The sequence below is a fragment of the Fictibacillus gelatini DSM 15865 genome (assembly GCF_000430745.1).
GTDB lineage: Bacteria > Bacillota > Bacilli > Bacillales > Fictibacillaceae > Fictibacillus_A > Fictibacillus_A gelatini.
Genome location: NZ_AUMP01000004.1, coordinates 36,725 through 56,525, shown reverse-complemented (window position 1 = coordinate 56,525; position 19,801 = coordinate 36,725). Strand labels below are relative to the sequence as shown.

General features: G+C 42.7%; 21 protein-coding genes. 14 read left to right on the top strand and 7 right to left on the bottom strand.

Annotated elements, in window-relative coordinates; translation table 11 throughout:
* Nucleotides 1-3 precede the first annotated feature (3 nt).
* From H538_RS0107655 to paaX, 4 genes are all read left to right on the top strand, one after another.
* Nucleotides 4-936, top strand: coding sequence for a 3-hydroxyacyl-CoA dehydrogenase (locus H538_RS0107655; protein ID WP_281172177.1), 933 nt, complete (start codon nucleotides 4-6; stop codon nucleotides 934-936).
* Nucleotides 933-2,135, top strand: a complete 1,203-nt coding sequence (locus tag H538_RS0107650) for a thiolase family protein (RefSeq protein ID WP_026677110.1) — start codon at nucleotides 933-935, stop codon at nucleotides 2,133-2,135. The genes H538_RS0107655 and H538_RS0107650 overlap by 4 nt, the downstream gene beginning before the upstream one ends.
* 12 nt (nucleotides 2,136-2,147) lie before the next feature.
* On the top strand, nucleotides 2,148-2,924 hold the full coding sequence (locus tag H538_RS0107645) for an enoyl-CoA hydratase-related protein (RefSeq protein WP_026677109.1): 777 nt from the start codon (nucleotides 2,148-2,150) through the stop codon (nucleotides 2,922-2,924).
* A gap of 69 nt (nucleotides 2,925-2,993) precedes the next feature.
* Entirely contained in the window at nucleotides 2,994-3,887 is an 894-nt protein-coding gene (gene paaX / locus H538_RS0107640) for a phenylacetic acid degradation operon negative regulatory protein PaaX (protein WP_026677108.1), read from the top strand.
* A 36-nt stretch (nucleotides 3,888-3,923) separates the two neighbouring features.
* Here the strand turns inward: paaX and H538_RS0107635 are convergent, their stop codons facing one another.
* Nucleotides 3,924-4,439 carry a gamma carbonic anhydrase family protein gene (locus H538_RS0107635; RefSeq protein ID WP_026677107.1) on the bottom strand — a complete coding sequence of 172 codons (516 nt, stop codon included), beginning with the start codon at nucleotides 4,437-4,439 and terminating at the stop codon, nucleotides 3,924-3,926.
* 74 nt (nucleotides 4,440-4,513) lie between these two features.
* On the opposite strand from H538_RS0107635, the gene H538_RS0107630 reads away from it, so the two are divergent.
* The 8 genes from H538_RS0107630 (at nucleotide 4,514) to lpdA (ending at nucleotide 13,717) form a co-directional block, all read left to right on the top strand.
* On the top strand, nucleotides 4,514-5,464 hold the full coding sequence (locus H538_RS0107630; protein ID WP_026677106.1) for an NAD(P)H-dependent flavin oxidoreductase: 951 nt from the start codon (nucleotides 4,514-4,516) through the stop codon (nucleotides 5,462-5,464).
* Between the two features lie 638 nt (nucleotides 5,465-6,102).
* Entirely contained in the window at nucleotides 6,103-6,624 is a 522-nt protein-coding gene (locus H538_RS23365; RefSeq protein ID WP_051291375.1) for a L,D-transpeptidase, read from the top strand.
* 186 nt (nucleotides 6,625-6,810) lie between these two features.
* Nucleotides 6,811-7,206 carry a thioesterase family protein gene (locus H538_RS0107620; protein ID WP_026677105.1) on the top strand — a complete coding sequence of 132 codons (396 nt, stop codon included), beginning with the start codon at nucleotides 6,811-6,813 and terminating at the stop codon, nucleotides 7,204-7,206.
* 531 nt (nucleotides 7,207-7,737) lie between these two features.
* The gene (locus tag H538_RS0107615; protein WP_035350392.1) at nucleotides 7,738-8,838 is read left to right on the top strand and encodes a Leu/Phe/Val dehydrogenase; all 1,101 of its coding nucleotides are present in this window, start codon (nucleotides 7,738-7,740) and stop codon (nucleotides 8,836-8,838) included.
* Between the two features lie 34 nt (nucleotides 8,839-8,872).
* Nucleotides 8,873-9,934, top strand: coding sequence for a pyruvate dehydrogenase (acetyl-transferring) E1 component subunit alpha (gene pdhA, locus H538_RS0107610; RefSeq protein ID WP_026677103.1), 1,062 nt, complete (start codon nucleotides 8,873-8,875; stop codon nucleotides 9,932-9,934).
* Nucleotides 9,935-9,936: 2 nt separating this feature from the next.
* Nucleotides 9,937-10,932: an alpha-ketoacid dehydrogenase subunit beta gene (locus H538_RS0107605; protein ID WP_026677102.1), complete on the top strand. Its 996-nt coding sequence runs from the start codon at nucleotides 9,937-9,939 to the stop codon at nucleotides 10,930-10,932.
* Between the two features lie 103 nt (nucleotides 10,933-11,035).
* Complete coding sequence (locus H538_RS0107600; protein WP_026677101.1) at nucleotides 11,036-12,280, top strand: dihydrolipoamide acetyltransferase family protein; 1,245 nt, start codon at nucleotides 11,036-11,038, stop codon at nucleotides 12,278-12,280.
* Nucleotides 12,281-13,717 (top strand): dihydrolipoyl dehydrogenase, encoded by a 1,437-nt coding sequence (lpdA, locus tag H538_RS0107595; protein ID WP_026677100.1) that lies wholly within the window; start codon nucleotides 12,281-12,283, stop codon nucleotides 13,715-13,717. It abuts the gene before it with no gap.
* Between the two features lie 478 nt (nucleotides 13,718-14,195).
* On the opposite strand, the gene H538_RS0107590 is transcribed toward lpdA, so the two are convergent.
* Together H538_RS0107590 and H538_RS0107585 are read right to left on the bottom strand one after the other, a co-directional pair.
* Nucleotides 14,196-14,951 carry a dienelactone hydrolase family protein gene (locus H538_RS0107590; protein WP_026677099.1) on the bottom strand — a complete coding sequence of 252 codons (756 nt, stop codon included), beginning with the start codon at nucleotides 14,949-14,951 and terminating at the stop codon, nucleotides 14,196-14,198.
* 17 nt (nucleotides 14,952-14,968) lie between these two features.
* The gene (locus H538_RS0107585; RefSeq protein ID WP_026677098.1) at nucleotides 14,969-15,523 is read right to left on the bottom strand and encodes a helix-turn-helix domain-containing protein; all 555 of its coding nucleotides are present in this window, start codon (nucleotides 15,521-15,523) and stop codon (nucleotides 14,969-14,971) included.
* Between the two features lie 97 nt (nucleotides 15,524-15,620).
* Here H538_RS0107585 and H538_RS0107580 point away from each other — a divergent pair, with 97 nt between their 5' ends.
* Nucleotides 15,621-16,328, top strand: a complete 708-nt coding sequence (locus tag H538_RS0107580; protein ID WP_035350390.1) for an AzlC family ABC transporter permease — start codon at nucleotides 15,621-15,623, stop codon at nucleotides 16,326-16,328.
* Nucleotides 16,329-16,331: 3 nt separating this feature from the next.
* A complete protein-coding gene (locus tag H538_RS0107575) occupies nucleotides 16,332-16,643 on the top strand; it encodes an AzlD domain-containing protein (RefSeq protein WP_026677096.1) in 312 nt (103 codons plus the stop codon).
* Nucleotides 16,644-16,676: 33 nt separating this feature from the next.
* Here the strand turns inward: H538_RS0107575 and H538_RS0107570 are convergent, their stop codons facing one another.
* The 4 genes from H538_RS0107570 to H538_RS0107555 form a co-directional block, all read right to left on the bottom strand.
* Nucleotides 16,677-17,369 (bottom strand): YetF domain-containing protein, encoded by a 693-nt coding sequence (locus tag H538_RS0107570; protein WP_026677095.1) that lies wholly within the window; start codon nucleotides 17,367-17,369, stop codon nucleotides 16,677-16,679.
* A gap of 92 nt (nucleotides 17,370-17,461) precedes the next feature.
* Entirely contained in the window at nucleotides 17,462-18,493 is a 1,032-nt protein-coding gene (locus H538_RS0107565; RefSeq protein ID WP_026677094.1) for an ABC transporter permease subunit, read from the bottom strand.
* A complete protein-coding gene (locus H538_RS0107560; protein WP_026677093.1) occupies nucleotides 18,483-19,364 on the bottom strand; it encodes an ABC transporter ATP-binding protein in 882 nt (293 codons plus the stop codon). Before H538_RS0107560 ends, H538_RS0107565 begins: the two co-directional genes overlap by 11 nt.
* Nucleotides 19,348-19,749, bottom strand: a complete 402-nt coding sequence (locus H538_RS0107555; RefSeq protein WP_026677092.1) for a GntR family transcriptional regulator — start codon at nucleotides 19,747-19,749, stop codon at nucleotides 19,348-19,350. Before H538_RS0107555 ends, H538_RS0107560 begins: the two co-directional genes overlap by 17 nt.
* Nucleotides 19,750-19,801: the final 52 nt, after the last annotated feature.

Sequence of the window (19,801 nt, the reverse complement as noted above, 5' to 3'; positions counted from 1 at the left end):
ATAATGCGAGCTTTTTCTTGGAGAAAGCTCGCTTTTCCATACTTTACTTGCGGAGGGATACCAGTGATTCAATCAGTTGTTGTTATTGGTTCAGGCGTCATGGGACGCGGGATTGCATATGTTGCGGCTGTTGGCGGTTTTCAAGTCCAGCTTGTTGATGTGAAAGAAGAAGCGCTCCAAAATGCACAAAAAGAAATCGAAGGAATTTTTGCAAAAGCCATTCAGAGACAAAAACTGACGGAGACGGAAGCTCTTGAAGCAAAAGAAAAGCTTACCTATTCCAACCAATTAACCGTTTCAGTCAGCGGGGCGGATCTAGTAATAGAAGCCGTTCCGGAAAATATTGAGATTAAAAAGTCCGTTTTTGAAGAGATCGATCAAGCGGCACCAGACCACTGTTATTTTGCGACAAATACGTCGACGATGAGTCCGACAGAAATCGGCTCATTTACAAATCGTCCAGAAAAAGTGATTGCGATGCATTTCTTTAACCCGGTCCATCGCATGCCGCTTGTTGAAATCATCCGCGGACATGAGACAAGCGACGAAACGGTAGAAGTGGCAAAAGAAGTGGCGGCGAAAATGGGGAAAGAAACTGTCATTATTAATGAATTTCCGGGATTTGTAACAAGCCGCATTTCCGCCATGATCGGAAATGAAGCGTTTTACATGCTTCAAGAAGGAGTAGGCACGCCAGAAGATATTGATAAGGCGATTAAGCTTGGTTTGAACTTTCCGATGGGGCCGTTTGAGCTTGGTGATTTGGTCGGACTCGATACGCGCCTGAACAACTTAAACTATCTCCACCAAACACTTGGAGAAAAGTATCGCCCATGCCCGCTACTCGTCAAATACGTCAAATCCGGCAGGCTTGGCCGGAAAACAGGCCGCGGTGTCTATGATTACACAAAAGAGAAGGGCGGAGTCACAAAATGAGGGAAGTCGTCATTGTTGATGCGGTCAGAACGCCGATCGGACGATATAAAGGGGCTTTAAAACATGTGCGACCGGACGATTTAGGCGCGGTCGTTATTAAGGCATTGGTCGAGCGCAATCCGAACGTTTCTCCACATGAAATTGAGGAAGTCGTATTAGGAAATGCAAACGGAGCGGGAGAAGATAACCGTAATGTTGCGCGTATGTCCACCCTTTTAGCCGGCCTTCCGGTTGAAGTCGCCGCGACAACGATCAACCGTCTATGCGGTTCAGGGCTTGATGCGGTAATTTACGCCGCCCGGGCGATTATGGCGGAAGAAGGCGATGTTTTTATTGCCGGCGGAACGGAAAGTATGACGCGCGCCCCGTTCGTAATGGCAAAACCAAATGCCGAGTTTCCGCGCGGAGACATGAAAATGTTCGACACGACGATCGGCTGGCGTTTTATCAATCCAGCCCTGGAAGAGAAATACGGCACTGACTCGATGCCGCAAACAGCCGAAAATGTCGCTAAACGTTTCAACGTAACGAGGGAAGCCCAGGATCAGTTCGCTTACGAGAGCCAGATGCGAGCGAAAAAAGCAATCGAAGAAAACCGGTTTAAGGAGGAACTAGTTCCTGTCACCTATAAAGATAAAAAAGGAAATGAGATTGTGGTCGCTGAAGATGAACATCCAAGGCCCGATACAACGCTTGAGAAGCTTGCCCAGTTAAAACCGCTGTTTGCCGGGGGAACGATTACGGCTGGAAACGCATCAGGAGTAAATGACGGAGCATCGGCTCTTTTATTAATGAGTGCGGATAAGGCAAAAGAACTGGGCATCAAGCCGCTGGCGAAATATGTGGCATCCGGTGTTGCAGGCTTAGAGCCGGCGATTATGGGGCTTGGCCCGATTGAAGCGAGCCGCAAAGCGTTAAAACGCGCCGGGCTAAACGCAAGTGATCTCGGGCTTGTTGAGCTTAACGAGGCATTTGCTTCACAATCACTTGAATGCATCAGACAGCTAGAGCTTGATCCCGAAAAAGTGAATGTCAACGGCGGAGCGATCGCGTTTGGTCATCCACTCGGCGCAAGCGGTGCGCGCATTTTGACGACGCTTGTCCATGAAATGAAAAAACGCGAAGTCAAATACGGGTTAGCGACGATGTGCATCGGCGTTGGCCAGGGAATTGCCGCTATTATCGAAAAGATTGACTAAGGGAGGAAGACAATGTCGACCATATTATATGAAGTAAAAGACTATATCGCCTATGTAACCATTCACCGTCCGGAAGTCTTGAATTGCTTTAATTACGCCACGCTGCAAAAACTCGGAGAAACGGTGGAGGCGATTCATAACGATCCCGGGGTGCGAGTTGTCATTTTTACAGGAGCGGGCGAGAAAGCGTTCAGCGCCGGGGCGGACTTGAAAGAACGCCGGACGCTCTCGGATGCTGAAGTGAAACGGAATGTCCGCAAAATCCGCGACGTGTTTTCAGCCATTGAAGCATTACCTCAGCCGACAATTGCAGCGATGAACGGCCACGCTTTTGGTGGAGGTTTTGAGCTTGCCCTTGCGTGCGATTTCCGCGTTTGCGTTCAGGAAGCGACAATGGGTCTTACGGAAGTCAGCTGGGCCATTATTCCGGGAGCAGGCGGTACGCAACGGCTTCCAAGATTAATCGGCCAGGCGAAAGCGATGGAGCTCATTTTGACGGCGAAAAAGCTATCCGCCGAGGAAGCGCTAGGCTATGGCATTTTAAACAAAGTGGTAGAAAGGAAGCAATTGATCCCAACCTGTGAAGAATATGCCGCCCTCATTATGAAAAACGGACCGGTCGCTGTTCAGCAGGCAAAATACGCGATCAAGCATGGGATGGAAGTCGATTTGCAAACCGGTCTTGCGATCGAAGCGAAAGCATATGAAGTGACCATTCCGACAAAAGACCGGATCGAAGCGCTTAACGCGTTTAGCGAAAAGCGGCCGCCGCAATTTAAGGGAGAATGAGCCGGCTTGTTTTAGATCACTCTATTTGGTAGGATTATTCTTTAGATACGTAAAAAATGAGGGTACATCATGCAAAACAGTTTAAATACACGATCAATGATTTTCACCCTTTACGGGGATTATATACGTCATTATGGCAATGAAATATGGATTGGGAGCCTCATACGTTTATTGGAACAGTTCGGGCATAACGAACAGGCGGTTCGCGCAGCCATCTCGCGGATGAATAAGCAAGGCTGGATTGCTTCCCGCAAGGAAGGGAATAAAAGTTTTTATTATTTGACGCCGCGGGGAATTCGCCGTATGGATGAAGCGGCTAACCGAATTTTTAAATTGCAGCCGGATGTTTGGGATGGGAAATGGTATATGTTTACGTATACGATTCCTGAAGAAAAACGAAGCATCCGTGATGAGCTCCGAAAAGAACTTTTATGGAGCGGTTTTGGTTTGCTTGCGAACAGCTTTTGGATTTCACCAAACAACTTGAAAGAGCAAATGAAAGAATTAGTCGCAAAATATGAGATTGAAGAATACGTCCATTTCTTTACAGCATCCTACGAAGGCCCTCACGAAAATGCAAAATTAGTTCAGGAATGCTGGGATTTGCGCGACATTAATGCGCGATATGATGAGTTTATTAAAACGTATTCGCAAAAATATGTTATCGATAAAAACAAAATCGATAAAGGCGAAATGACGGACGGCGAATGCTTTGTTGAACGGACGAAACTTGTTCATGAATACCGGAAGTTTCTTTTCGTCGATCCAGGGCTTCCTGAAGAATTATTGCCGGCAGACTGGCTCGGCAGCCACGCGGCGTCACTATTTAGCGATTACTATAAAGCACTGGCGCTTCCTGCGAGCCGTTTCTTTGAAAGCATTTATAAAGAAGGAAATGAATTGCATAAAAAAGACAAGGAATACGATGTGTTCAATCATCCGCTAATGCAAGAGCAAAAATAGAAAGCACTTTCAGTTAAGAAAGTGCTTTTTTCAAAGTTATTTTTTTAGTTCAACCATCATTTGACGGCTCTTGTTGTAATACGTTTCGATCGTCAATTGAAGCAACTTGAAGTCTTTGTCAGTCAGCTCACGGACGACTTTTCCCGGTGAGCCCATTACCATTGTCCGTGGAGGGATTTTTTTGCCCGGCGGTAATAATGTATTGGCTCCGATGAAAGCTTGTTCACCGATTTCAACGCCGTCTAAAATGGTCGATCCCATTCCAACGAGGGCACCTTTTTTGATCGTGCAGCCGTGAAGAATGACGTTATGCCCGATCGATACTTCATCTTCAAGAACAAGCGGAAATCCTTCATATAGGTGCAATGTGCAATTATCCTGGACATTGCAGCGTTCCCCGATCATGATCGGACCTTCGTCACCGCGCAGAACGCTGTTAAACCAGATACTTGAACCCTGGCCGATGGTTACATCACCAATAATATGTACACCCGGGGCAACAAAGACGCTTTGATCCACTTGAGGGGATTTGCCGTTAAAAGGGTAAAGCATAGAACAACCTCCTTAATTTAGCGAATCTTATAAAAAGTATAGCACAATTTAAAGAAAAGAAAGGGGCGAAAGCGATGAATCGATTATGTGAACTCCTGAATATTCAATATCCAATCATTCAGGGTGGGATGGGAAATGTGAGCAATGCCCCTTTAACCGCGGCTATTTCTGAAGCGGGGGCAATGGGCACGATCGGCGCAGGAACGATGGACCTTGAAGACATTGAACGGTTAATGATAGAGACAAAAGAAAGAACTTCGCAGCCGTTTGCCGTCAATGTCCCGCTTTCGGTTGCTTCAAATGTAAAAGAGATATTCCAATTGATCATCAAGCATGGCATTAAAGTTGTCTCTTTATCTGCAGGCAATCCGGCTCCATTTATTCCGAAACTAAAGGAACATGGGATTACGGTCATGTGTGTTGTCGCTTCAGTCTATCACGCGAAAAAAGCGGAAGAAGCTGGCTGTGATATTCTTGTGGCGGAAGGGTATGAGGCGGCAGGTCTGAACTCGCCATATGAGACAACGACGATGACGCTCATCCCGCAGGTTGCGGATGCAGTATCTATTCCGCTTGTTGCAGCCGGAGGAATAGCTGATGGGCGGGGACTGGCGGCAGCGCTCGCTCTCGGGGCAAGCGGCGTACAGATGGGCACACGTTTTATCGCGACAAAGGAAGCACCGTTTCATGTGACATATAAAAACAAGCTGATCGAAGCAAACGATACGAGTACGGTCATCATCGGCCGGACTGTCGGCACGATTCGGCGCGTTTATAAAACGCCCTATGCTGAAAAAGTGTTAGAGCTTGAAAAAGAAGGAATCTCATCGGAGAAATATTTGACGCTCACATCAGAAGAGCAACATATATTAGGGGCGATGAAAGGGGACCTGGAAAAAGGGTTTATTAACAGTGGCCAAATTGCAGGTGCGATTCAAGACATCCCTACCGTAAGTATGCTGCTAGAATCGATGATGGATGAAGCGAGAAACGTGCTCCCGATCGTCAATCAATATTTAAAGTAATGTTAAAAATAACGGTCCATAGTTGGACCGTTATTTTTTCTGGAATCCTTATTATTATTTAGATTCAAAGACCGCTTGATAAAGTCGATCTTACTGTTATATTGAACACGCTTTTCACCTTACGAAAGATGAAGTGAACATCCATTTCATCTCGGGCATCCTTAAAAGCTGTTCCGAAAAGATGCCATTTAAATTGCATCAAACGCTAAATTTTTGAAACTCAAAACGACGAAAGCCCTGCCTCTCTTTCATCCTTACGGCCCCGTAGCCGCGCCAGTGTGAATTGTGCTGCAAAAAACATTCAACGATTACCTTTTTCATTACCATCTTTATTTCTAGAGAGTTATTGGATTCATGGGTGAGTAAAAGAAGTGATATAAAAGAAGAAATTTTTCTTTATGAAAAAAGGATATTAAATAGAAGTTATTCGTGCTCAATAAAATACAACTAATTAACAATACCATATAAAATGTTAAATGTCAAAGCAAGATGTTATATTCCGACTTGTAAGTTTGATAATTGGTAATCATTCTCAGATGATCATTTATTCATTGTAACCTTTTTGTTACCATATTACAGATTTATAGATTTATAATAACATTTGTAACGAAATTGTAATATTAAGGTGAGGGACAATCATGAAAAAGGTAATGTTCGTTATCATAACAACGGCGCTACTATGCACAATTATTTTTGGAGAAAAAGTGGAAGCAGCTGCTTCTAACCAATTTCTCGTTATAAATACATTAAAAAATCAACTTGCGTACTATAAAGATGGAAGAATCGTCAAGACATTTAAAGTCGCGACAGGTAAAACTTTAACTCCGACTCCAACGGGCAAATTTTTTATTGTCAATAAAATAAAAAACCGTCCGTACTACAGCGGGAACATTAAGGGAGGAGATCCTCGCAACCCGCTTGGAGACCGCTGGCTAGGGTTAAATGTGAACGGTACATGGGGAACGACGTATGCGATCCATGGAAACAATAACGAAAAATCAATCGGGCTTCATGTGTCAGCAGGCTGCATTCGAATGCATAACAAGGAAATCAGGTGGCTGTATGACCGTTTATCGGTATATACTCAGGTTTTGATTGTTAAATCGAACGCTTCATTTAATACTATGGCGAAGTCGAACGGTTTTTATGCAATAAATTAAGAGTGTTGGTTTTAAACCAACACTCTTTTTGTATATCTCATATTTCTGCATGTTAACATAGTTTCAAATGTTCAGCCTAATTATTGACGGTTTATTCTACAAAATGATATCATTACGTTAGGAAAACGTTATATAAATTATAGTCAGAACAAGCATTTAGATTACGCTGACAAAGAGGTGAAAGAATTGAAGCCAGGAATGAATATTGGAAACAAAGCGACAATTACAGCCGTTGTTACACCTGAAATGTTTGCACAGTTTGAAGGGAACCTTGTTCACCCTGCTTATTCAACAGTGTCCATGGTTTATCATATGGAATGGGCGGCGCGCCAGATCATTTTGCCGTATTTAGAAGATCATGAAGAAGGAATTGGAGGCGGCGTAACGGCCCGTCATCTTGCACCAACGCCGGAAGGAATGAAATTGGAGATTACTGCAACCTTACGGGAAATTAAAGGAAAAGCGGTCATATGCGATGTTGAAGTACGAAATGAACGAACAGTGGTTGGAGAAGGGGAGGTTACACAATTTATTTTGCCGAAAGAAGCAATTAGAGAGAAACTTAAAAAAATGCAAGTGTAGTCTGCCATTAAATGAAAGCGCTTTCACTTTAAAGCGAAAAAGCATAAACGCAACAAAGATGATAGTGCCCCTTCAGCAAGAAAGTTCTTATTTTCAAGAAGAAATTTTCACCTGTGAAAAAGATAAGAAGCTGGAAGCAAAAAACAGGATCAAACTTCTTTAGTAGTGGTGCTATTTTCATGGCATTTGGACAATAAACAGTTGATTTCCGACAATAAATTAATACTATCGGACAATTAATGGCCTCAGTCGGACAATAAATTTAGTATTTTTTTATTTATTATCCAAAAGCAGGATTTTCTTGTCTAAACCGGATGATTTATTGTCCAGATAAGAGCACTTATTGTCCGAGAACGAAATCATTTTAAATGATGTAACATTCTTGATTGTTTTTCCTCATTTCACAGATCTAACGAGGTGTTCTTAAAATAAGAATGTCCTATTACTGAAATCCAAACTTTTTTTCTAGAAGGGGCAATTGAGGCTAAGCCAATTAGCCGGGAGCAAGCGAATGCAGCAGGAGGAGAAACCATGTTTGAAAAGATTTCACAGCACGAATCTGTATTATTTTGCAACGATCCATCAACTGGATTGAAGGCCATCATTGCCATCCACGATACAACATTAGGGCCGGCTTTAGGCGGGTGCCGGATGAGGCCTTATCCATCGACGGATGAAGCGATTGAAGATGCTCTGCGATTATCAAAGGGAATGACCTATAAATGTGCCGGTGCTGATGTTGATTTTGGCGGCGGAAAAGCGGTCATTATTGGAGACCCGCTAACCGACAAAAGTCCTGAGCTGTTTCGGGCGTTTGGACAGTTTGTCGATTCGTTGAACGGCCGTTTTTATACAGGAACAGACATGGGCACGACGCCGGAAGACTTTGTCCATTCACAAAAGGAAACGCCATGTATTGTAGGGATCCCTGAAGAATTTGGCGGCAGCGGGGATTCTTCCGTTCCGACAGCGCAGGGAGTCATTTACAGCCTTCGTGCAACAATGCAGGCAATGGAAGGAACGGACGATTTATCCGGAAAATCATATAGCATTCAAGGCCTGGGGAAAGTCGGATTTAAAGTAGCGGAAAAACTGCTTGAAGATGGCGCACATCTCTATGTTACAGATATTAATGGGAAAGCGCTTCAACAGATCATTGAGAAGGCTGAATTTCTCCCTGGCACGCTTGAAGTCGTAGAAGGAGAAGAAATTTATGGGGTGAATGCGGATGTTTTTATCCCGTGTGCACTTGGAGGAATTATCAACGATTATACGATTGACCGATTAAAAGTGAAGGCAGTTGTCGGCAGTGCGAACAACCAGCTTCTTGAAGATAGACATGGAGTCTACCTCGGGCAAAAAGGCATTTTGTATGCGCCGGATTATATTGTCAACGCTGGCGGTCTCATTCAAGTGGCAGATGAATTATACGGGCCGAATAAAGCGCGCGTTTTAAATAAAACAAAAGCCATTTATGATTCGTTACTAAAAATTTTTCAAACAAGTAAAGAACAAAACATTTCAACTGTGGAAGCGGCCAATCGCTTCTGTGAAATGAAAATCGAGCAAAGAAAAACGAGAAATAGCTTCTTTTCACATTCTAAACGTCCAAAATGGCAGGTCAAACATTAAAAGAGAAATTCAATCGTTAAAGGGAGGGTCTTTAATGGAAGAGAGATTTCCGATGCTTCAGATCGTAAATGGAAACGGAGAAGTTGTTGATGAAGCTTACCGAAGCGAGTTGACAGAAGAGTTAACGAAAGAACTGTATACGAAAATGCTGCGCATCCGATTGTTTGACAGAAAAGGTGTCAATCTTCAGCGGCAAGGACGAATTGGGACGTATGTGCCGTTTGAAGGGCAGGAGGCTTCGCAGGTAGGCAGTGCAATGGCGATGGGAGAAGGCGATTGGATGTTCCCTACTTACCGTGACCATGGGGCAACATTAACCTTCGGACATTCGCTCAAAACGATGTTCCTTTACTGGAAAGGGCGCCATGAAGGCTGCCTGCCGCCGGAAGGGAAGAAGATTTTTCCGCCGGCCGTTCCGATTGCTTCTCAATTGCTTCACGCGACAGGTGCAGCATGGGCGGAAAAGATGAAAGGGACGGATCGGGCCTCCATCGTTTATTTTGGCGACGGTGCAACTTCAGAAGGAGACTTCCACGAAGGATTGAACTTTGCCAGCGTCTTTAATGTTCCGGTTATCTTTTTCAATCAAAATAATGGGTTTGCCATTTCTGTTCCCATGCATAAGCAAATGAAAGCAAAAACGATCGCCCAAAAAGCGCTCGGCTATGATATCGAAGGGATCCGCATTGACGGGAATGATGCATTTGCCGTTTACTTTCATACAAAAAAAGCAGTTGAGCGGGCTCGTAACGGAGGCGGTCCTACATTAATCGAAGCGGTGACATGGCGCTATGGTGCCCATACAACGAGCGATGATCCTTCCAAATACCGAGATCAAAGCGAAACAGAAATTCGCCGGAAAACAACGGATCCCGTTCTTCGCCTCGAGCGCTTTATGAAAAACGAAAACATGTGGGACGAAAAATGGGCGAAGCAGCTAGAGGAAGAGCTTACGGCTGAAATTGAGGAAGCGGTAAACGAAATGGAAAACGAGCCGGATGCAAATATCAATGACATGTTTGATTACGTATTCGAATCGAATCCATGGCCAATTGAGGAACAAAAAGAAGCATTTATGGCGGGGAGAGGTGAATAAAAATGACGACAGCTATCGGTACAAAGAAAATGACGCTTGTGCAAGCGGTAACAGACGGACTTCGGACGATGATGAAGGAACATGACGATGTCATTGTTTTAGGTGAAGATGTTGGAAAGAACGGCGGTGTATTCAGGGCGACGGATGGATTATATGATGAGTTCGGCGAAGCACGTGTCATCGATACGCCTCTTGCAGAATCCGGAATTATCGGAACATCTATTGGCCTTGCGATCAATGGCTTTCGTCCGGTCGCTGAAATTCAATTTTTCGGCTTTATCTACCCGGCGTTTAATCAAATCATGACACATGCGACTCGCATTCGTTCAAGAACGCTCGGCGCTTTTACCGTTCCAATGGTTATCCGGGCTCCATATGGCGCTGGTGTTCGTGCACCGGAAATTCATTCTGATTCCGTTGAAGCCTTGTTCACTCAGATGCCAGGGATCAAAGTCGTCGTTCCATCCAATCCGTATGATGCAAAAGGCTTGTTAATCGCGAGCATCGAAGATCCCGATCCGGTGTTGTTCCTGGAGCCGATGAGACATTACCGCAGTTCGAAAATGGATGTCCCTGAAGGAAAATACACGGTGGAAATCGGAAAAGGCGCACGGCGAAAAGAAGGAGAAGATGTTACCGTCATCGCCTATGGAGCAATGATGGATGTCGCCGTAAAAGCTGCTGAAAAGGCCGAAAAACAGGGCATTTCTGTTGACCTTATCGACCTTCGCACCCTTTATCCGCTTGATAAAGATTTAATTGCTGAAAGTGTGCAAAAAACGGGCCGAGTTGTCATTGTCCATGAAGCTCCTTCAACCGGTGGGCTCGGTGATACGATCATCTCGTTAATTAATGACACATCGTTCCTATATATGAGGGCGCCGATTGAGCGGGTGACCGGCTTCGATACACCAGTTCCAATGTTTTCGCTTGAAAACGATTATTTACCGAATGAAAAGCGGGTGTTCGATGCGATTCAGAAAGTCATTCGATTCTAATACGTGAACGTAAACGATCTATTCGAATCTCAAGGGCGACCATAACAAGAGCGCGATCGCCCGGGTTTTCTTAGAGGATAAAATCGATTTTGGAGGTGTGTCCATGGTTGAAGTAAAGCTGCATGATATTGGAGAAGGAATGCATGAAGGGGAAATTATACAATTTCTCGTAAATGTTGGAGATACGGTGAAAATTGATCAACCGCTCGTAGAAGTTCAAACTGATAAAGTTTCCGCAGAACTTCCGTCGCCTGTTTCCGGAAAAGTAGCGGAAATTAAGGTGAAAGAAGGCGAAGTTGTTGAAGTCGGTACAGTTTTAATGCTGCTTGAAGGAAATTCTTCAGGTGGAGTAGATCAACCGAAAGAAATAAACAACGGGAACAAAGAGGCAAAAACAGAAGCGCAACCTGCTCCTAGGGCCTCCGCCTCAAGATCAAGTGTTGCCATCTTATCGAAACGGATACTCGCGGCTCCCTATACAAGAAAAATTGCCCGCGAGCATGGGATCGATATCGAACAAATAAAAGGTACCGGCCCTGGCGGGAGAGTAACGGATGAAGACGTTTATCGTTTCATTCATAATGACGTTCAGCAAAAAGAAGAGCCATCTGTAATAAAACCGAAAGAAGAAACAGTGGTTGCCCGCGAATCTATTCCATTTAGAGGACGAAGGAAGCAAATCGCGAAAAAGATGGCCCAATCGTTGTACACGATTCCACATGTCACCCATTTTGAAGAAGTAGATGTGACAAACGTCATGGAATTAAAGAAACAACTAAAAAGCCTCGATCCGGACAATAAAAAGGGATTAAACGTTTCGGTCGCTGCCTTTTTTGTAAAGGCGCTTCAACTGGCATTAAAAGATTTTCCGATTTTTAACGCAAAACTTGATGAAGAAAACGAAATGATCCATCTTGAAAAAGAGGTCAACATCGGAATTGCGACAGATGCAGAAGAGGGTCTTATCGTTCCTGTGATCAAACAAATTGAAAAGAAAAATGTAAAAGAGATCGCCAGGGAAATGAAAGAGAAAATTAAAAAAGCACAAGAAAACAAGCTAACGAGAGAAGAATTAACCGGGGGAACGTTTACGATTTCAAACGTTGGCCCGCTCGGCAGCATGGGAGCGACACCGATTATTAATCACCCGGAAGTCGCGTTAATGGCGTTCCATAAAACAAAGAAAATGCCTGTGGTCATCGATGATGAAATTGTTATTCGCCAAATGATGAATGTATCAATGTCGTTTGACCATCGTGTAGCAGACGGTGGAGCGGCTGTACAGTTCACCAATCGTTTTAAAGAGCTAATCGAAAATCCGAGTGTTATGGTATTGGAGCTGATCTAAATGGTAGTCGGAGAATTTGCACAGAAACGTCAGCTGATCATTATTGGCGGAGGGCCGGGCGGCTATAATGCAGCCATTCGCGCCGCCCAGCTTGGAATGGAAGTCACTTTAATAGAAAAGGAAAAACTCGGAGGAGTTTGCTTAAACAAAGGCTGTATTCCATCAAAGGTGTTGACATATGCAGCCAGCCAGTATAAAGGTGTTCATCAATTGAACGGAATGGGGATAGAGACGAGGGGTGCTGTCTTTCATCCAGAAAAATTTAGAGAATATCAAACGACAATTGTGTCGAACTTGCAAAAAGGGGTAGAGGCTCTTTGCAAGGCGAATAAAATCGAAATCGTGGCGGGCACTGCATCCTTTATGTCGGAAAACCGCATCGGTGTCGATTCTGGCCACCATTTTGAAATGTATGAATATGAACATGCGATGATTGCGACCGGGGCACACCCGGTGTTACCTGAAGGAATCGAAAAAGCGGGCGACCGCATTTTATCCGGTTATGATCTCGTGAACTTAGATGTTGTGCCAGAGCACTTTATTGTGTACGGTTCGGATTATATTGCGCTTGAGACGGCAACCGCTTACCGGAATCTAGGAAGCAATGTGACGTTAATCATGAAAGAAGAAACATTCGCCTTTGATTCTACGATTACAAAAGAACTTCTGCGTGTATTAAAGAAAGCGAAAATCAAAGTCTTAAAAAGCAGCAAACTAATTGAAACTGTTTCTGATGATGAGAAAGTGGCCGTTACCGTACAATCCGAAAGTGGAGAGAAAGCAACAATTGAAGGATCGCATCTATTCATTTCATTTGAGTATAAATCGAACACGAAAGATCTTGGGTTAGAAATGGTGAATATTGACCTTGATGAAAAGGGCTCGATTCTCGTTAATGATGTAAGTCAGACGAATGTGGAAAATATTTATGCGGTTGGAGATTGTACAATTGGGCCGAAGCTTGCGAGCCGGGCCATTAAACAAGGAAAAACAGCGGCGGAGCATATTGCGGGAATAAAGAGCAGCTACAATTTATCGTTTGTGCCGATGATCGTCCATACAACTCCTCCGATTGCGACCGTCGGGTTAACCGAAGAAGAAGCAAGAGAACAGGGCTATAAGGTGAGGACGGGGCAGTTTGCGATAAGCGGAAACGGCTATGCCGCCATTCTCGGGCAAAAAGAAGGCGTGGCGAAAATGATCGTCGACAAAGAAACCGATCTCTTATTAGGCGTTCATATGATGGGCGCAGGAGCCGTTGAAATGATTCACGCCGGCACGCTTGCCCTTGAAATGGTCGCAAGGGAAGAAGATGTTTCGTACCCCATCTTTGCCCATCCTTCTCTGAATGAAAGCTGGCTGGAGGCAATCGAAAATGTCACCGGAAAGGCGATCCACATCGCCCCGCCAAAGAAGAAAGAGACAAGCAATGTTTAAATAGCATTGAGAAAAGAGGGCTGGCCCGGGGCCGCCCTCAATTTATGGAGAAATCCAGCTTCTAAACATAATTCAACAAATTTTAAAGATAATTCAACCAGAGCTGGTCATAATTCAGCCGAATTTAGAACTAATTCCGCCGATTGAAGACATAATTCCGTCGAATGAAAACACAATTCCGCCGATTTAAGGCATAATTCCGTCAATTTAAAACATAATTCCGCCAATGGAGAGATTATGTATGAATAAACGACCTGTTTTCGCGAAAACTGTTGTGCACGATTAATTTTGAGATAGTCCTTTTTCTCTCTATGATTTTATGGGAAATCATAAGGGTTGGATTCGGAAAAGAAAGTTTTGGAATATGGTTTTTACCGACCTTTTTCATTATTGTGTTTGGGACGATAGGTATAACTATTTACCGTATTGTTCGCTTACGTTAAAATGCCAGAACCTTTGAAGGGTTCCGGCATTATGTTTACGTGCCTTTAAAATGCTCGTTAAGCCATTTTATCATGTATTCCGCCATCCCGATCGTAATGACATGCGTGACTCCGGGAAAGGATTGAAACTCAACGTTAGAAGCTTCCTTACCGTAAATAGAGATGGCTTGTTCGTAATAGATTCTTTGTTCATCTATCGGGATAATTGGATCATTTGCCCCGTGCAGTAACAAGATTGGTCGTTTCTTTTCGTGATCGATACGATGAATCGGATCAAATTCTCTTATTTTCTTTCGTTCATCTCCGTTAAGTTTTGGCCTTCCATCACGCTTTCTAAAAATAATTTCGGATTCTTCCCAGGCGCAAGAACCGATGAGGTTAATTAATCCTTCAACTTTATAAGATTGGGCAAAAATGCCAGCCGCAATGCACCCTCCCATGGAACTTCCTGCAACAACTAGTTTATGATCCTTGGATAAACAAGACAAATTATCAATCAGTTTTTTTGACTCCTTCACCGTTTTAATAATCACTTCCCAAAAATAAGCTTGCATCGTTTTTGGATCAAAGAAGTTGATAAATGGCCGTTCTCTTTCCCCGTGATATACGCAATCAGGAATGATCACTTCATATCCATAAAAGGTTAAAAGCTTGCCGAGAAATTGTTGATTTTCCTTGCACGACCCCCAGCCGTGATAAAGAAGAATAGCTGTGTTTTTTTCCTGAGCTGGTTCTGGTTTTAAACTCAGGCAAGGAATATTATTGATTGAAATTCGTTGTTCAATAATCATTTGAAGTTGCTCCAAGTCTATTTTTTTCCATAATACATAATCATCGTGACAAAGCAGGTAGAATCGCTAGTATTTTCATAGATATGCTCATAATCGCCGCTGAAGCGGATGGACTGGCCTTTACATAGCGTGTACGTATTTTCATTAACGATGACGTTTAAACTTCCTTCTTCTACGATTAAATATTCTTCCACTCCGCCCGGGTGGGGGGAAGAGACGTAATGGCAGCCCGACTTGAGTTCAACGGAATAAATTTCAAGCGGCTTTCCTCCTTCCATTGGATATAATGGACGGACAATATATTTCCCGTTATTTTCTTTAAGTGAATCGACATCATCACGATCCACAATTTTTATTACCGGCTCATCATTTTCCAAAAACGTTGTAAACGGTACGCCGAATCCGTTGGCAATTTTCCAAAGCGTACTGACGGTCGGATTAGACTCCCCTCGTTCAATCTGGCTGAGCATCGGTTTACTCACCTCAGTCATGGTGGCCGTCTCTTCTAAACTCCATTTTCTTTCCTTTCGAAGCTGTTTTAATTTCTTTCCAATTACTTGATTTAAATTCATTGAAAAAACTCCTTGAGAATTGAAATATAATAACATACAATATGTATAATATAACATACGAATGATTTTGAAAAATCAAAAAAGGGGTGTTTGATCTATGCTGCCGTTATCTGCTGAAATCAAGGGCAATTTGTCGTTTCGTACAGGGGTGCAGGCTGGAATCTCGCTTGCTATTGGCTACATGCCGATTGCATTTGCTTATGGATTGCTTTCGAAAACGACAGGCTTAACGTTCTGGGAAACTGTGGCGATGAGCGCATTTGTTTTTGCTGGTGCTTCGCAATATACAGCCTTATCAATGATCGCTGCCGGAGCAAATCTTCTTGAAATCGTTTTAACAACCTTTTTTATGAATATTCGCCATTTGTTAATGAGTACCTCCATTAATGAAAAAGTAGAGCCGGATAAATGGTGGAAAAAAGCGTTGTACGGGTTCATGATTACGGATGAATCGTTTTCCGTTGCCGCTACGAGAGAAGAAAAAATGCTCAGTACGCCATTTATGTTCGGTTTGGGAGTCATTGGATATGGAAGCTGGGTCGTTAATTCGGCGCTCGGCTATTTAATTGGAGCAGGATTACCGCAAACGCTTCAAACAGGCATGGCAGTCGCTCTTTATGCGATGTTTATCGGCTTGCTCGTGCCGGCAGCCAAAAAATCAAGAAAAGTCATTTTACTTGCAGGTACGGCAGCGATTTTAAACAGCCTTTTTTCATTGTATGAACCGTTAAACGCAGGATGGAGAATCATTTTATCGACTTTAATTTCGGCGGTCTTGATTGAATTTATTTCAAAGGGGGAATAAAGAATGACAGAAGAGATTTATTGGATGATCGCCGGAATGGCTATCGTTACTTATACACCACGAATGCTGCCGCTCGTTTTATTGAATGCGAGCCGGATTCACCCGCGGCTGCAAGGGATTTTGAAAAATGTCCCGTATGCGATATTGGGAGCATTGATTTTTCCAGGAGTTATAACGATTGACCCGAATCATCTGTCATTCGGCATCATTGGCGCACTAGTTGCCTTCATTGCTGCTTATTTGAATTGGAATGTCATTCTGGTCGTCCTTAGCTCTATTTTAGCTTTAAGCCTGTATTCATTTATTGAAAAATAAAATGAAATTCAAACTATGAAAGCCGCTCAACATCTAATTTTGAGCGGCTTTTTTGGCGATAAATAATGATCCGTCTTCTTGAAGCTGTGCAAAATACACTTCATCAATGGAGGAGATACCGGCTTTATCAAGCTGCTTTGTTAACCAGTTTTCCGTTAACCCGTATTCTTTCAAATTTCGTTTCATCACGATGCCTTCTACGATCACCTGTGACGGCAAATATTTCGGTTCGATTTTCGAAATGTTCATATCTTCCCGGCACAAACTTTCTTTTTCCCTTTTCTTCTTAATGCTTAATTCGCCGTTCGGCTCCATGATTGCGTAATCGACTTCCATAATGGAAAATACGTCTTTAATTCTCAGCATCATTGATAAGTCGTCCATCCCGAGGCTTAATTTTTTCAAAGCTTCTTGAATGATTTCCCCTTTTTTAATAAGGATCGTCGGCTCGCTTTTAAGAACAACCTTCGCCTTTGAAGGTTTACGGGTGGCAAACTCAATAATGAAAATTAAAAGGCCCCAGACAAACATCGTTATGATCCCATCAAGGATTTTAATGTCCCTATGGATAATCATATCTCCAATAATGCCACCTGTCGCGATTCCAGTCACGTAGTTAAAATAAGTAAGTTCCCCGAGCTGCTTCTTCCCCAGCACACGAGTTAGAACGAGTAAAACTGAAAATCCGATTATTGTCCGTATGACCATAATCCAATGATCGTTCATAATCCACCTCGACAAATTCTCTACCAACAGTAGTTTCGCCATAGAAAACAGAAATCAAACCAAGAAAAAGGCAGAGCATTATGACTCTGCCTTCAGCGTTTGCCCCATTGGAACCGGGTGTTCATCACTTTTCGTAAAATAAAATAACAGATCGTACCTGTCAGTATGGCACGAATATAGTAAGAAAAAATATTAGACTGATCGGAAAAATTATCTTGAGCAAAGAAAGAGCCACCGAACATGCTAAAGCAAATAATGACTCCGATCATAAAAAAAGGTTTAAGGCGGTCAAACACAAGAATTTTTCCGTTATTCTCACAGTGTGCATGCTTATATAAGAGAACTCCTATAATAAGGCTAACTATTATATAAAGAATGGGTATAACAAGTAGCATGAGAGAAGGCGTTCCCATTTGAAAACTTTCTTTCGTAGCAGAATATTCTTCAAAGAAAAATAGCAGCTTGGGTAATGTTATTGCGTTAAAGAAATCTCGTATTTTATCAGAATACAAATAAAAGGACTGATTACCTTGTGACCAATGTACTTGAATAAAGGACATCATTAGTTCAAATAAACCATAAGGTAAATAAAGGAAAATGATGTTTAGGGAGATCTGGGAAAAAATGCTTCCGCAAATGGTTCCTACAAATAGTGAAAAAGTGTAAACAGCAATAAAGGTCAATAAGGAAAATAAGTAAAACCAAAGCCATGTATCTACGTCTTCAAATCGATCAAGGATGCTCGTTTTTATGACAAGGACAACAAGTGCTGAACTAATTGTAGTTGCTCCAAAAATATGTGTTACCCCTATAAACCACTTTGACAAGAATAGTGTGGTTCGTTGAAACGGGAGAGAGAACGAAAAATCCATCGTAGATGAAGAGCGCTCTAAGCCAATTAAAACAGATGCTAAGCCTATCAAAATGAACATTTCGAAAATCGTCCATTGCAAATTAGGATAATATTCATAATGAAAATCAGGAAACTTTTTTATTAAATAAGCCGTTTTTTGCGCTTTTTGATAGTAGGTAAAAGGCAAAAAGTACAACGGAACTAGCCATAATGCCCAAATAAGAAACTTCGAATGCTTATAATTCAGTTTCCACAACGCTTTATGAAACATTATGCTCACCTCCAAGTGTTGTGACGAAAACGTCTTCTAATGTCATCGGCAGCTCTTCAAGCAAGATTGGATTTTCCATTTTAAAGCGTTCCATTGTTTCATCGACATTTCCTTTAATTAAGAGAGTGGTCACCCGTCCGGTTTTGTTTAAGATTACGATATTTGAAAGATCCTCGAGTTTTTCAGGTAAGGAATGTTTATAAACGACCTGGATTTTTTTAAAGGAATTTTTCGCTTCATCCATTGATGTGATTGACTCGATGCTTGCTTCTTTCATCATGATGACGGTATCCGCTATTTTCTCCATTTCATCCAGATGATGTGTCGAGAGCAATACGGTAATGTCCCGTTCTGACACTTCTTCGATTAAAAATTGGAGGATTTGCCGCTTTATGATTGGATCAAGCCCATTTGTCGGTTCATCTAAAATAATCAAATCTGCCTTTGTGGAAAAAGATAGAATCATATTCAATAAGGCTTGCATTCCTTTTGAAAACCCGCGTATTTTACGGTCGGGCAAGTTAAACCGGTTGAGCAATTCATAAAAATAGTCCGTATCGAAATCGTTATAAATCATTTCATAAAGCTTAACGATTTCTTTAATGCTGTAATTTCGCAGCAGGTTTGTCGAATCGGGAACGTATGCGATTTTTTGCTTGATTTCAGGATGAGTATGTATATTGACATTATTATAAGTCACGCTTCCAGAATCAGGATCGAGAATGCCGACAAGCGTGCGGAGCAACGTCGTTTTCCCCACACCGTTTCGTCCGATCAGCCCGGCGATTTTTCCTTTTTCAAGCGAAAAAGAAATATCATCTAAAATGAGTTTCCCTTCAATCGATTTCCTGATGTTATTCACGCTCAGCATCGTTCGTTCCTCCTAATTCATTCATGCATTTTTCAACCCAGAGGAAAAAAGTTTCCCTATCAATTCCTAAATATTGCGCTTCAATGATGAGCTGTTTCAAAGATTGGCGAATGGCTTCCGCTTTTTTTTCATCCGCTTTTGGTGTTATGTTGGCGGCAACAAATGTCCCTTTTCCCCTTAATGTTTCAATAATCCCTTGCCGTTCAAGTTCCTGATAGGCTTTGCTTACGGTGTTCGGATTGATTAACAGATTGGAAGCTAACTCGCGAACGGAAGGCAGCTTATCTTCCGGAAGAAGGACTTCTTTTAAAATCAGTTCCTTAATTTGATGGACGACCTGCTCCCAAATCGGCGTGCTGCTTCGTGGGTCAAGATTTAATAACAAGTTTATCCCACCTTACTTGTCTTTTGTGTATTACTTAGAGTAGTACGCTATA

Coding starts and splice junctions, on each gene's coding strand:
- H538_RS0107560 (WP_026677093.1), bottom strand. CDS start 19,364: ATGCTGAGCGTGAATAACATCAGGAAATCGATTGAAGGGAAACTCATT.
- H538_RS0107590 (WP_026677099.1), bottom strand. CDS start 14,951: ATGATTATTGAACAACGAATTTCAATCAATAATATTCCTTGCCTGAGT.
- H538_RS0107615 (WP_035350392.1), top strand. CDS start 7,738: ATGTTTGAAAAGATTTCACAGCACGAATCTGTATTATTTTGCAACGAT.
- H538_RS0107585 (WP_026677098.1), bottom strand. CDS start 15,523: ATGAATTTAAATCAAGTAATTGGAAAGAAATTAAAACAGCTTCGAAAG.
- H538_RS0107575 (WP_026677096.1), top strand. CDS start 16,332: ATGACAGAAGAGATTTATTGGATGATCGCCGGAATGGCTATCGTTACT.
- H538_RS0107630 (WP_026677106.1), top strand. CDS start 4,514: ATGAATCGATTATGTGAACTCCTGAATATTCAATATCCAATCATTCAG.
- H538_RS0107655 (WP_281172177.1), top strand. CDS start 4: ATGCGAGCTTTTTCTTGGAGAAAGCTCGCTTTTCCATACTTTACTTGC.
- H538_RS23365 (WP_051291375.1), top strand. CDS start 6,103: ATGAAAAAGGTAATGTTCGTTATCATAACAACGGCGCTACTATGCACA.
- H538_RS0107570 (WP_026677095.1), bottom strand. CDS start 17,369: ATGAACGATCATTGGATTATGGTCATACGGACAATAATCGGATTTTCA.
- H538_RS0107645 (WP_026677109.1), top strand. CDS start 2,148: ATGTCGACCATATTATATGAAGTAAAAGACTATATCGCCTATGTAACC.
- H538_RS0107635 (WP_026677107.1), bottom strand. CDS start 4,439: ATGCTTTACCCTTTTAACGGCAAATCCCCTCAAGTGGATCAAAGCGTC.
- lpdA (WP_026677100.1), top strand. CDS start 12,281: ATGGTAGTCGGAGAATTTGCACAGAAACGTCAGCTGATCATTATTGGC.
- H538_RS0107605 (WP_026677102.1), top strand. CDS start 9,937: ATGACGACAGCTATCGGTACAAAGAAAATGACGCTTGTGCAAGCGGTA.
- H538_RS0107600 (WP_026677101.1), top strand. CDS start 11,036: ATGGTTGAAGTAAAGCTGCATGATATTGGAGAAGGAATGCATGAAGGG.
- H538_RS0107565 (WP_026677094.1), bottom strand. CDS start 18,493: ATGTTTCATAAAGCGTTGTGGAAACTGAATTATAAGCATTCGAAGTTT.
- paaX (WP_026677108.1), top strand. CDS start 2,994: ATGCAAAACAGTTTAAATACACGATCAATGATTTTCACCCTTTACGGG.
- pdhA (WP_026677103.1), top strand. CDS start 8,873: ATGGAAGAGAGATTTCCGATGCTTCAGATCGTAAATGGAAACGGAGAA.
- H538_RS0107650 (WP_026677110.1), top strand. CDS start 933: ATGAGGGAAGTCGTCATTGTTGATGCGGTCAGAACGCCGATCGGACGA.
- H538_RS0107580 (WP_035350390.1), top strand. CDS start 15,621: ATGCTGCCGTTATCTGCTGAAATCAAGGGCAATTTGTCGTTTCGTACA.